At 54.0% G+C, this 11,838-nt stretch carries 11 protein-coding genes; 3 read left to right on the top strand and 8 right to left on the bottom strand.

The annotated features are described in order from the left end of the window. Positions 1–66 precede the first annotated feature (66 nt). From CPA45_RS16270 to CPA45_RS16255, 4 genes are all read right to left on the bottom strand, one after another. The gene (locus CPA45_RS16270; RefSeq protein WP_096653304.1) at positions 67–1,566 is read right to left on the bottom strand and encodes a sodium:solute symporter family protein; all 1,500 of its coding nucleotides are present in this window, start codon (positions 1,564–1,566) and stop codon (positions 67–69) included. A 157-nt stretch (positions 1,567–1,723) separates the two neighbouring features. Beyond that, the gene (locus tag CPA45_RS16265) at positions 1,724–2,116 is read right to left on the bottom strand and encodes a RidA family protein (RefSeq protein ID WP_096653302.1); all 393 of its coding nucleotides are present in this window, start codon (positions 2,114–2,116) and stop codon (positions 1,724–1,726) included. Then, the gene (locus CPA45_RS16260; RefSeq protein ID WP_096653300.1) at positions 2,113–3,600 is read right to left on the bottom strand and encodes an N-acyl-D-amino-acid deacylase family protein; all 1,488 of its coding nucleotides are present in this window, start codon (positions 3,598–3,600) and stop codon (positions 2,113–2,115) included. Before CPA45_RS16260 ends, CPA45_RS16265 begins: the two co-directional genes overlap by 4 nt. 1 nt (position 3,601) lies before the next feature. Further along, complete coding sequence (locus CPA45_RS16255) at positions 3,602–4,465, bottom strand: MurR/RpiR family transcriptional regulator (protein ID WP_096653298.1); 864 nt, start codon at positions 4,463–4,465, stop codon at positions 3,602–3,604. Between the two features lie 179 nt (positions 4,466–4,644). On the opposite strand from CPA45_RS16255, the gene CPA45_RS16250 reads away from it, so the two are divergent. Further along, positions 4,645–5,868, top strand: coding sequence for an amino acid deaminase (locus CPA45_RS16250; protein WP_096653296.1), 1,224 nt, complete (start codon positions 4,645–4,647; stop codon positions 5,866–5,868). A 24-nt stretch (positions 5,869–5,892) separates the two neighbouring features. Here the strand turns inward: CPA45_RS16250 and CPA45_RS16245 are convergent, their stop codons facing one another. From CPA45_RS16245 to CPA45_RS16230, 4 genes are all read right to left on the bottom strand, one after another. Next, on the bottom strand, positions 5,893–6,585 hold the full coding sequence (locus tag CPA45_RS16245) for an HAD family hydrolase (RefSeq protein WP_244287636.1): 693 nt from the start codon (positions 6,583–6,585) through the stop codon (positions 5,893–5,895). An 8-nt stretch (positions 6,586–6,593) separates the two neighbouring features. Next, positions 6,594–7,568 (bottom strand): 2-hydroxyacid dehydrogenase, encoded by a 975-nt coding sequence (locus CPA45_RS16240; protein WP_096653294.1) that lies wholly within the window; start codon positions 7,566–7,568, stop codon positions 6,594–6,596. 79 nt (positions 7,569–7,647) lie between these two features. Further along, complete coding sequence (locus tag CPA45_RS16235) at positions 7,648–8,616, bottom strand: sugar kinase (protein WP_096653292.1); 969 nt, start codon at positions 8,614–8,616, stop codon at positions 7,648–7,650. A 90-nt stretch (positions 8,617–8,706) separates the two neighbouring features. Then, positions 8,707–9,723, bottom strand: a complete 1,017-nt coding sequence (locus CPA45_RS16230) for a LacI family DNA-binding transcriptional regulator (RefSeq protein ID WP_096653290.1) — start codon at positions 9,721–9,723, stop codon at positions 8,707–8,709. A gap of 184 nt (positions 9,724–9,907) precedes the next feature. Here CPA45_RS16230 and CPA45_RS16225 point away from each other — a divergent pair, with 184 nt between their 5' ends. Next, positions 9,908–10,786, top strand: a complete 879-nt coding sequence (locus CPA45_RS16225) for a methyltransferase domain-containing protein (RefSeq protein WP_096653288.1) — start codon at positions 9,908–9,910, stop codon at positions 10,784–10,786. Next, positions 10,783–11,775 (top strand): class I SAM-dependent methyltransferase, encoded by a 993-nt coding sequence (locus tag CPA45_RS16220; RefSeq protein WP_096653286.1) that lies wholly within the window; start codon positions 10,783–10,785, stop codon positions 11,773–11,775. Before CPA45_RS16225 ends, CPA45_RS16220 begins: the two co-directional genes overlap by 4 nt. Positions 11,776–11,838 lie beyond the last annotated feature (63 nt).

Genomic DNA, 11,838 nt, shown 5'->3' with positions numbered 1-11,838 from the left:
CAAGATGGAAAAGCCCCACTGATTTAAAGAATCAGTGGGGCTTTTTTGTGCACGAATGGTTAACGATTAGCGAGGCGTAGAGGGGGCTTCAGAACTGGTTAACATTGGTTCTGGGACTTGTTCCATACGTTGGCGCTCTTGGTCAAGAATCGCCAGCGCCTGGGCAGAGGTGACGTTGGAAGCTGGCGTCAAGAGGCTAACAACCACCCCGGCTAACAGAGAGGCTAGAACCGCAGGAATACTCGGGTTACCCCAGAAGGCTGTCCAATCACTATTGGCGATAATCGTTAATGATGTGGCTGAGGCGAAAACTAGTGAAGCGATGGCGCCCTGCCAGTTGTAACGGGGCCAGAAACGGCCTAGTACCGCGCAAACGAATAAGCCTGACAAGATAGTTGAGATCATGCGGGTAATGTAGGTAATAACATTATCCGAGGCTAGTGCGAACAACAGTGCCAAGCCAATGGTTGCTACTAGTGCTATACGGGAGAAGCGAACCACATTGCGCGCCGATGGGGTACGCCCAGTTACTAATACATACAAGTCACGAATAAGCGTGGAGACCCCGGCAATAGCGTCTGAGCTGGCGCTCGACATAGTGGCTGAAAGGCCCGCCACCAGTAATAACAAGCCTAACCCTAGCGGCATGATTTCAGTGGCTAAGAAAGGGAAAGCGTAGTTGCTATTCTCAAGCCCTGGGTTAAGGGCATGCGTGGCCATGCCAATAATGGCGGGAATGATGGAAAAGCCAAGATAGAGAAAGCCGGTGATCAGGAATGAGCGGCGCACTGAGCCAACTGATTTTCCAGAGTAGATCCGCTGACGGAAGGAGGGGGTTGCGAGTACACCAATCGCAATAACGGCGGCTAGTGACAGTGCGGGTAGCGCACCAATTTTACCAATGCCTAAAAAGCTGGTGGCCCCTGCATCCATGCTTGCTGTAAGTCCCGAAAAACCGCCTACCTCAACCAACGCCAGCACTGCCATCAAGATGAAGCCCGCGAAGAGCACAACTGCTTGAATAGTGTCAGTCCAAATAACTGCGAAATATCCCCCAACCACACAGTAAATGCCGAAGCCAAGGGCAACCAGAATACGTGCCGTGGTTAGGTCAATACCCGCCATCCAGGAAAGGTAGAGGCCACCTCCCAAAATATGTGCGCCCAGCCAGCCAATGCAGGCGATATAGATAAGCAGCGCGACGATGTTACGCACTAGTCGGTTGGCGCCAACATAGTAGGAGAGTTCTTCGCTCATGGTCATAAAGCGCAGTTCGCGCACGGAGGCAAAACAGACGGCGAGCAGTAAAATGCCGACAGCACCGCCGAGTCCGTATAGCGCGCCAGCCCAACCATTCGCATAACCAAACCCAACGGCACCCATGCTAGAGCCGGTACCAACCATGGTAGCGACGGTAGTGCCGACGGTGAGAAACAGGGGCACACTACGTCCACCAAGTAGAAAGTCGTCTCCGCTACCGCGTTTGTGCCGGGAGACCCACCACCCAAACGCGATCATGGCGATAATGTAGAGCAGAAAGGTGGTGAGGAATATTTGACTGTTCATGTTAACCTCTTATCGTTGTTTATCCGGCCGTTGCCGCGGCCGAAGGTGGGCAATGGAAGCGATTACCGCAGGGCTTGTTTGTCTTAATCACGCGGTAATCTGGCGCTGTACCCTTGCCGGGGTACGGCGCTTTTTTGTAGTACTTATTTTTAGGTTTTTAGGCGCGATCAGCGCGAAAACACTTCACGTCAACCTCAACTTTGCAATCCACCACTAAGTCCTGAACGCTGCAGATGCGTGCCGGTGGGTTGTCACCAAAGACCTCCTTAAATACTTTGTTGAAAGAGCTGAAATAGCGCGCATCAGTCAGCACGGTGGTGACATGCACGACGTCTTCAACGCCGTAGCCAGCTTCTTGCATGATGGCCAGGCAGTTGTCGAAGGCGAGGCGGGTCTGCTCAACGATGCCGCCTTCAACGACTTCGCCATCGGTCATTGGTGTTTGGCCGGAAACGTACAGCCAGCCACCGGCTTCTACGGCGCGGGCAAAGGGCAGCTTCTGGCCGCCGGTCCCAACGCCGCCTTCGGTTCCGTATCGAATAATGCTCATGGTGTTTGTTCCTGGTTGGGTGAAAAGGGAGAGGTGGTTTGAGAAATACGTTCTGTCCTGCGTAGCATTCGGCCAGAGCGCTGGTTTGTAATAGTGCCTTGGTGGTAGGCGATCTTGCCGTTCACCACCACTAGGTCGATGCCTTTAGCTGCCGCTATCGGGGTCTCGTAATTGGCGGTGTCTTCCAGCACCTTGAGGTCAAACAGAGTGAGATCTGCATAGGCACCTATGCGGATTACGCCGCGATCCGTTAAACCAAAATTGGCAGCAGAAAGGCTGGTCATCTTGCGCACTGCTTCTGGGAGTGGCATCAAGTTTAAGTCGCGACTGTAGTGAGCCAGCACACGCGGGAAGGCACCCCACAGCCGCGGGTGAGGGTGCGGGTCGTTCGGTAAGCCATCAGAGCCCACCATGGAGAGCGGATGCGCTAACACTTGCTGCATATCCGCTTCACTCATGTTGTGGTAGACCGCCCCTGCAGGCTGCAACTGCTTGGCGGCATCTAGCAGTGACACACGCCATTCGGCGGCGATCTCTTTTAGTGGGCGACGTGCCTGTTCCGGGTGGGGGTGAGACCAGGTAATTGTGATCTCAATCTCATCCGTCACTTGGCTCAGGTCGAGGGTGGACGAGCCAGCGGTGTAGGGGTAGCAGTCGCAGTGGGCATGCTGATGTTGCGCGGCAACCTCCAGTTTACTAAGCGCCTTGCCTGCACCTCCCCAGTTGCCCGCACCTGCGCACTTAAGGTGCGAAATCACCAGGGGAACCTGCCCATCCCGAGCGGTGGCAAACGCTTCATCCATCGCGCCAAGCAAGCCCGCAAACTCATCACGAAGATGGGTGGTATAGACGCCACCTGCTTTTCCAACGGCTGCCACCAGTGGTGTCATCTCCGCTGTAGGTGCGTGTATGGCGTTACGGTAGGCAAGCCCCGAGCTGAGCCCTAATGCGCCCTCATCCAGTGCTTGGCTTAGTAATACCTCCATTTTGGCAATTTCTTCTGCAGTGGCCGGGCGGGCAAAGTTGTTCATCACCTGGCTGCGTAGACTGGTATGTCCGACCAGTGCGGCAACGTTAATGCTTGGTGTGGCGGCGTCTACGGCATTGGCATAATCAGCGAATCTGGGATAACAAAAGTCCTCTAGGTTGCCCAGTAAATTCATTGGATCGGGTACTTCGGTGGCGAGTGTCACAGGGCTTGCGCTAATACCGCAGTTACCCACCACTACTGTGGTTACCCCCTGGGTTAGCTTAGGGAGCATCTCGGGAGTACGAATGACATTGGTATCGTCGTGGGTATGAACATCGATGAAGCCAGGGGCTAAATAGCGCTGCTCGGCGTCGATGATGGTAGTAGCAGTGGCATAGGGCATGTCGCCGATAGCGCAGATACGCTCGCCTTGAATAGCCACATCAGCACGAAAATGCGGTGCACCAGAGCCATCAAGCACGTTGGCATTACGAATTAGCAGGTCGTAACCCATCTCAATCTCCTAGTGGCTGGCGGTTATCGCCGCCACGATGGTCATCGAGGCTAAGCTTGAGTCGGCGTAATTTAGTGCGTGAGCGCTCCCGGTGGCGCATGGCAAGCTCCAGCGCTAATACGTCGATGACGGCCAGCATGGCGTAGCGGGAAGCAGAAGGGTGGTAGATAAAGTCGGTCTCCCGTGACGTAATAGGGAGCACAATGTCAGATGTTGCGGCGAGCGGTGAGTTCATTGCGGTAATGGCTACCACGGTAGCGCCATACTGCTTAGCGATCTGCGCAGACTCCACCATTTCCGGGGTATAGCCGGTTACGGATAGCACGACAACAACGTCATCTTGCTCAAGGGTTGAAGCCACCATGCGGGGCAATAGTGCTTGGGGATAAGCGCAGATTGCATAGCCAAGGCGTACTAACCGAAATTGGAGCTCTTGGGAGAGGATGCTAGAGCCGCCGCCTGCACCGAATACCAGTATCTGGCGTGCTTTATCTAACTGCTCAACGGCACCTGCCACATCGGCTTTGGCGAGTAGGTCACGGTTGAGCGCTAATGTTTGCGTGGCGATGTCATATACCACGCTTGAACCGTCTTCCGGTGTTGCTTCTTGAATAAATCGGCGCCCAGCGGCCAAGGCTCGGGTTAGGCGCGTTTTTAGGTCGCGCACATTAGTGCAGCCGATGGCGCGTGCAAATCGGGTTACGCTGGCATCGCTAACCCCAGCTCGCTGGGCAATGTCACCGATGCTCGCTTCGGTGACAAACTCGATGTCTGCGAAGATAAGCTCAGCGACTTTCTTTTCTGCGTCACGTAGCGCGGCAAAGTCGGTGGTAATACGGGATAAAATATCAATTTCTTGGCTCACCGTGAGCTCCTAATGGTTGCCTTGTTTGAAAAGTATGTTAGTTTCTAACCTTAAGTCAATAGTTATGAAAGTATCTAACATTGATGCTTTGAAAGAGAGACGTTTTTGAAAGAGAAATGTTTTTGAAAGAGAAACGTTTTTGAAAGAAAGCTGATTTTGAAAGAGATAAGGAGTAGCACATGCAGACAGTAGCGTTAGCGGTGGATAAAGGAGATATCGAACTGGGGCCCAATGTGCTGTCTGGTGTTAGCCTGCCGGCAGCGGTGGTGCATGAAGGTCCGCTGATGCATAACGTGGAGTGGATGCAGCGATTTGCAGATGCTCACGGTGCTCGCTTGGTGCCCCATGGTAAAACCACCATGGCCCCTGCACTTTTTCATCGCCAGCTTCAGGCGGGGGCGTGGGGAATTACCTTGGCGACTGCCCCCCAGTGTCGTGCGGCCTTCGCCCATGGCGTCACCCGGTTGCTAATGGCTAACCAACTGGTCGGCAAAGCCAATATGGCCATCATTGCGAGTCTGCTTGAACAAGACGCAACGTTTTATTGTGTGGTGGATAGCCATGAGAACGTGAGGCAGCTTGGACACTTCTTTGCTGAGCGAGGCTTAACGTTATCGGTGCTTATTGAGGTCGGAGTAGAGGGTGGCCGCTGTGGCTGCCGCAATCAGCAGCAAATTTTATCGTTAGCGGAAGCGATAGCTGATGAGCCTGCACTTTCACTAGTGGGGCTTGAAGGCTATGAAGGAGTGGTTCACGGCGATAACCCTGAATCAGGTGTTCGTGTTTATGCCCAATATCTAGTGGATGTTGCCGTGGAGCTTGAGGCTGCAGGACGTTTTTCGCAGACGAACCCAATTGTCACTGCATCAGGCTCTGCCTGGTATGACGTAATTGCAGAGGCTTTCCGTGGGGCGCCGCTGCAGGGGCGATTTACCCCCATGCTTCGCCCTGGGTGCTACGTGGTTCACGACCATGGCCTGTATCGTGAGGCGCAGACCGCTGTAATGGCGCGCCGCCCTGATTTACAGCAGGGGCTTGAGCCTGCCTTGGAAGTTTTCGCCCAGGTGCAGTCGCTTCCCGAGCCAGGGCTTGCGATTATTGCGTTAGGTAAGCGCGATATTGGCCACGATCAACTGCCAATTGCACTACGCCGCTACCGGGAGGCTGATGAGCTCTTAAAACCTGGGCTTGCGCAACCGTTGTCGGTTGCTGGCTGGGAAGTGACGAAGATGATGGATCAGCACACCTTCGTACGCCTTCCCGAAGAGACTCAGGATGTTGAAGTCGGTGATATCGTCGCTTTTGGCGCCTCTCACCCCTGCTTGACCTTTGATAAGTGGCGCCAGTTGCTATTAGTGGATGATCAACTGAACGTGAAGGAGCGTTTGGTGACTTGCTTTTAAAAAGCACCTTCGTTGCCCGTTGCGCTAAACCGCTACTTGCGCAGTTAAGCGTGCAATAGCGGTGGGCAGCTCATTGGCATGGTGGATGCCAATGGCGCCCGCAGGGGTTACTTCTTCATTCGGGAAGTGATTGAGATGAATCACATGCATGCCCGCCGCCAAGCCTGCCTCCACACCCACCGCTGCATCATCAATAACGACACACTCGTGGGGAGCGTAGCCCATGGCTGAAGCAGCTTTGCGATACAGCTCTGGGTCTGGCTTCCACACGTTTAGGGTATAGGCGCTAAACAGCCTATCGGCAAAATGGTGACCGAGATGGGTGCTCTCAAGCGCGCAGCGGATTTTGGGTTCGGGGCCATTGGAAACGACGGCTTTAGGGTGGCTGCTTAACAGTTCCAGTGCATCGGACATTCCGGGGATGGCCACAAGTTCAGCACGCATGCGAGTCTCCATGCGTGCTCGCATGCCTGCTTCCAGGGTGAAAAACTCATCTTTCCCTAACGTCTGAAAGCGGCTTTCCAGGGTTTGCACGATGGTTTGGAAACGTACCCCACGAAATTCATCCATATATTGCTGCGCTGAGAAGGGTAAATGGAACTCGGGAAGAATGTCGCCCATCACTTCGGCTAGCAGTACTTCGCTATCCACCAAGGTGCCATCGCAGTCAAACAGTAAGCAAAAGGACGTGGGTGTGTTCATAGTGGGTGTGTTCATAGCAGAACTCATCGGCATACTTCCTCGTTAACTAAGCTAATTGGACGTTCGCCTTGGAGTGCTAGGCGAATGTTATCCACTGCCCGCTGAGCCATGGCGTCTCGGGTTTCATGGGTGGCTGAACCAATATGAGGTAGCGCCACTACGTTCGACATTTGCGGGAGAGGCGAGTCAGTCGACAACGGTTCTTGCGCAAAAACATCCAGTCCGGCCGCTTGAATAACGTTGTTGTTCAGGGCATGGATCAAGGCATTTTCATCGATCACTTTACCGCGAGCGATATTGATCAAAATGCCCGAAGGCTTCATCAAAGCGAATTCATCAGCGCCAATCAAATGCTCGGTGCTGGCGGTGAGTGGCACTGTGACACAGACAAAATCAGCCTCGGTCAGTAATTCGTTGAGTTCGCGGCGCTGCGCACCAAGCTCTTTTTCAAGGGCGGGCTTGGGTGAAGCGTTGGAGTAGAGCACTTGCATACCAAAGCCAAGAGCGCCGCGCCTTGCAACAGCCTGCCCAATGCGGCCAAAGCCCACCATACCGAGGGTCTTACCATATACATCACTGCCGAATAGGGCGGGGCCAATGCTGGTTTGCCATTTGCCCGCTTTGACCCACTCGGCTAATTCAACCACTCGCCGTGCTGTAGCCATGATGAGGGCAAAGCCTGTGTCCGCCGTGGTTTCGGTGAGCACGTCCGGTGTGTTGCACAGCATAATGCCGAGCTGGGTAAGTTCATCAACGGGGATGTTGTCGTAGCCAACAGAAACCGTCGCGATGGCTTTTAAGTTGGGCGCTGCGTCTAGCAGCTGGGGGGTAATTGCTAAGCCGGAACCGATAATGCCATGAGCCTGCGATAGGGCGGCGAGCACCTCCGGTTGCGTTAGATTTAACGGCTTGGTGAGTTCAAGTACATGAAAGTGTTGCTCAAGTTCTGCCCACTGGGATGAGCTAAGCCTCCCTAGTACGATGACGCTCTTTTGCATGCTGCCTCCTGTCGCATTGATGGTTATTGTGAGTGCCAGTGGCTATGTGCGTATCAGTAGCTATGTAAGAGCCAGTGGCTCAGTGCTGCTCAAGTGCTTGTAGCTGCTCGCGGCTTGGCAAGCCTTCCATATCGCCCACCACCTGAACGGCCTGAGCACCGATTAAGTTACCGCGCTTCAGCGCCTGGGTAGGCGTCAGGCCATCTAATAGCGCGCTGATTACGCCCACCGCAAAGCCGTCTCCTGCACCGACCGTATCCACGACGTTAGCCACGGGTTGGCCTGGAACCAAAACACTTTCCAGTGTGCCGGTGAGAGTGCCGCGATAGTAGCTGCCTTCCGGCCCCAGTTTAATGATGACGGCTTTGGCACCGCGTGCTAAGTAGAAATCGGCAATCGCTTCAGGTGACTCGCATCCAGTGAGCAGGCGCCCTTCGGAAAGCCCAGGTAATACCCAGTCGGCGCGGCTTGCTAGCTCATTTAAGGTAGTCCGCATGGCATTCTCACTGGGCCAAAGTGATGGGCGTAGGTTGGGGTCAAAGGAAATACTAGCGCCATGTGTACGCGCTTGTTTCATTAAATGGCGAGTCAGTTGGCAGGCACTTTCTGATAGGGCTGGGGTAATACCCGTTGCGTGCAGATGGGTAAGTGTCTGAAAGTCGACACCCTTTGCATCTTCAATAGAGAGGTGACTGGCGGCACTCCCACGCCTGAAATATTCAACTCGTGGATCGGCACCAGCCTGTGCACGCTCTTTAAAAAGAAGCCCTGTGGGGTGCTGTGAGTCGGTACGAATATGGCGGCTATCGATACGCTCAGCTTCCAGTGCTTGGTGAATGAATTGGCCGAAACTGTCATTGCCCACTCGGCTTAACCAGCCAACATGAAATCCCAGTCTGGAGAGGCCGATCGCGACATTGTTATCGGCACCGGCCAAGCGGCGATGAAAGTGCTCAATACTCGCAAGGGAGCCAGGAGTGTCTGCGACAAACATCGCCATTGCTTCGCCGAAGGTCAGTATTTTGGGTGCAGGAGTAGGCTGTGTCATAGGGTGTGTCTCAGTAACCTTGTTGTTGATTGGGAACGATACCATTTTGGCTATTAACCAGAGTGAGTCTCGCGACATCGATACCTGGGGCTACCCCGGAAAGGTGGTACTACCTCGGGTAATCAGCGTTGGTGGATGACGGTATTGCACAGGGAGTTCACGGGCACGCTGGGGAAACTGATTGAGTAGGCAAGCAATGGCTGCGTGTCCAATCACATCGGTTGGCTGGGCCAGCGTAGTAATGCCAGGTAACACCAGTTCACACCAGTCCAGCTCATCGATACCGATTAAGCCCAGTGGGCCCATCGCAAGGCCAAGGTGTTGAAAGCTGCGTACCATGGCAAGCGTGGCATTGCCATTGGCGCACAATACAGCCTTGGGTACGGTGGTGGGATGCTCAGCAAATGCCTTTAGTATTGGTATAGCTGAGTGTTCAGCTAAGCTGCTTAGCACCAGCGTCTGGCTGTCTAGGCCTAATGCTTCTGCTTGCTGATTAAATCGTTTCAGCCGTTCCAGACGAGCACTGGCATGCTCGGGTGTCTCACTCACGTAAAGCACCGAGCGATAACCTTGTTGCACCAGATGATCCAGCGCCATATCAATCGCCAGCACGTTATCGAGTCCGATAACCTTGGCATCGAGTTGACGTACTTCACGGTCGAGGAGTGCCAGCGGAATGCCGCCCTTCATTAGCGCTTGTAGTTGAGGCTCGGGTTGCCCAGCCGCATTGATAATCAGCCCTTCCACCTGGTAGGCCGCCAGTGACGCCAAGTGCTTTTGTTCCTGCTCTGGATCGTTATCGGTATTACACACAATCAGTGAATAGCCATGGGCGCGGGCTGCCAGCTCTACACCGTGCACGATGGCAACTGAAAAAGGGTTGCGTATATCAGCCACCAACATACCTAGTAACCGCGAACCACCACCTTTTAAGCCACGCGCCATGAGATTGGGTTGATAGCCCAATGATTGCGCCGCTTGCTCAATCCGTGACTGGAGTACAGAGGAGAGCTTGTCGCGCTCTGGCCCGAAAAACCGCGATACGCTGGTTTTGGAGGTGCCCGCCAATTTGGCAACTTCGATGAGGGTGGCCCGGGATGACGACATAAGTAGAGTGCTTCTAATCTAAATGGGAACGTTCCCAAGGTAGGTGTTTTCGATACGAAAGGCAATACTTTCGACTTGGCTGGATTAATACAATGAACCTCCTGCCGTTTCCTCCGTCGAGACAAGCCTTCTACCTTCAGGCAGGGTAAACTACGCGACTTTGAGTCAACGCTTGGCGCTATGCATGCACCCGATCTATACACCAACAAGCCATTTATCAGAAAGCCATTCATCAAAAATCCATTTATCAAAAAGCTATGAGTTAACTGAGGCGGGTGACCGTTATTTTGATGGACTGGCTGAAAAGTTCTCCCGCTCACTTTATCAGGCACCCCGTGGCGAGCTGCGTTTGGCTATGCTGGATTATTTGCTACCGCAAATGCTGCACCTAGAAGCACAGCCTGTGTTGGATGTAGGCGGTGGTTTGGGGCAGCTTGCTGCGTGGCTGGCTGAACGTGGGCACGCGGTGACCATGGCAGAGCCTTCTCAGGATATGCTGACCCATGCAAGCGCGTGGCATGCCGAGCGTGGTGCTGCAGGTACTTTACTGTCTGACCAGCTTTGCTATCTGGCGGCGCCGCTACAGGCGTTACCGCAGCAAGCCCCTGGGCCTTGGCCACTGATTACCTGCCATGCTGTACTGGAGTGGCTGGGGGAACCTCGGCTGGCCATGCAGATCCTCGCTAGCTTGTTAGCCCCTGGTGGGCAGTTAAGTTTGATGGTGTTTAACCGCGATGCACTGCGTTTTTCGAATGTGGTGAAGGGTAACCTGCAGAAAGCGCTGAGCGATCAGTTAGCAGGCAAAGGCAAACGGCAGCGCTTAACACCTATTTCTCCGGTTACCCACGATGAAATATGCCAGTGGGGCGCCGATAACGGCCTAATTATGGAGGGTGTGGCGGGAGTGCGTGTGTTTCAGGATTATCTTCGCCAGCCACCTGAAAAAGAGAGTGATCAGGCCGCGTTACTGGCGCTGGAAAAACAGTACTGCCGCCAAGACCCTCACTGGCGGCTAGGCCGCTATTTACTTTATACCTTCACCAAACCCGAGGCTGATGTATGAGCGCTCAATCGCCCGCTTGCCAACTCCTTGAACGTTTTTATGGTCAAACAGCGCATTTATGGCCCGTTGCGCCGCCTGCTGACCCTTGGCTGCAAGACCACTCCACGGCAATGATAAGTGGCGATATGGCGTTACGTCAGCAATGGTTGACCAGTGGTAAAATAGCCGCCAGCCCGTTTGATGTTCCTATCACCCAGCAGGATGGGCAGGTGGTGCTGTTCTGGCCAAAGGCCCATCAACTGGGGATCTGGTGGCTTGAATGGTTATGCTGCGTGCTGCCTGAGAATACGCCGGTGGATGTAGTGGGGGAGCATCAGGGAGGCATCAAACGTGTACCCAAAATACTCGGTGAGTTTGGGATGCGTTGCGATAAGCTTGATAACGCCCGTCGCTGCACTTTGTTTGCTACACGTACTGTGGCTATTGAAAAGTCCGATAACACTTGGCAAACCTTTGAAGCACTAGGAGTGACGTTGGTGAGTCACCCCGGCGTATTTGGCCATGGCAAGGTTGATGAAGGCACGCTGTTACTGTTGGAGAGCATCGCAAGTAGCTTGCCTAAAAAACCGCTCAACGTACTGGATGTGGGCTGTGGGGATGGCATTATCGCTGCTTGGCTGGCCAAGCAGGGGCATCAAGTCACTGCTGTGGATGTCAGTGCGTTTGCGGTAGAAGCCAGCCAGCGCACCTTAGCTGCGAACGGGTTGGAAGGGCGGGTGTTGGAAAGTGATATCTACTCAGCGCTGGAAGGCGAGTCTTTTGACCTGATAGTGAGTAATCCGCCATTTCATCAAGAGCGTGCGATTACCTATGGCCCCAGCGCGCGCCTTATCGAAGATGCCCCCCGTCATTTAACCGCCAAGGGGCAGCTTATACTCGTAGCAAACGCCTTTCTTCCCTACCCAAATGTGCTGGAAGGCGCTTTCGGTAGTTTTGACATCCTGGCCGATAATCGACGTTTTAGGGTGTATCAAGGGCGTTTGCAGTAATCAATTGGGGCGGCGATTTCTCCGGGCTGTTTTTTAGGGCGATTTCTCAGGGCCGTTTCTCAG

The sequence above is a fragment of the Vreelandella nigrificans genome, assembly GCF_002374315.1.
Classification (GTDB): domain Bacteria; phylum Pseudomonadota; class Gammaproteobacteria; order Pseudomonadales; family Halomonadaceae; genus Vreelandella; species Vreelandella nigrificans.
This window is presented reverse-complemented; position numbering and strand designations above follow the sequence as displayed.

Bases quoted from the DNA above. Each gene is read 5' to 3' on its own strand.
- CPA45_RS16265 (WP_096653302.1), bottom strand. From the start codon at position 2,116: ATGAGCATTATTCGATACGGAACCGAAGGCGGCGTTGGGACCGGCGGC.
- CPA45_RS16225 (WP_096653288.1), top strand. From the start codon at position 9,908: ATGCACCCGATCTATACACCAACAAGCCATTTATCAGAAAGCCATTCA.
- CPA45_RS16250 (WP_096653296.1), top strand. From the start codon at position 4,645: ATGCAGACAGTAGCGTTAGCGGTGGATAAAGGAGATATCGAACTGGGG.
- CPA45_RS16260 (WP_096653300.1), bottom strand. From the start codon at position 3,600: ATGGGTTACGACCTGCTAATTCGTAATGCCAACGTGCTTGATGGCTCT.
- CPA45_RS16240 (WP_096653294.1), bottom strand. From the start codon at position 7,568: ATGCAAAAGAGCGTCATCGTACTAGGGAGGCTTAGCTCATCCCAGTGG.
- CPA45_RS16235 (WP_096653292.1), bottom strand. From the start codon at position 8,616: ATGACACAGCCTACTCCTGCACCCAAAATACTGACCTTCGGCGAAGCA.
- CPA45_RS16245 (WP_244287636.1), bottom strand. From the start codon at position 6,585: ATGAACACACCCACTATGAACACACCCACGTCCTTTTGCTTACTGTTT.
- CPA45_RS16230 (WP_096653290.1), bottom strand. From the start codon at position 9,723: ATGTCGTCATCCCGGGCCACCCTCATCGAAGTTGCCAAATTGGCGGGC.
- CPA45_RS16220 (WP_096653286.1), top strand. From the start codon at position 10,783: ATGAGCGCTCAATCGCCCGCTTGCCAACTCCTTGAACGTTTTTATGGT.
- CPA45_RS16270 (WP_096653304.1), bottom strand. From the start codon at position 1,566: ATGAACAGTCAAATATTCCTCACCACCTTTCTGCTCTACATTATCGCC.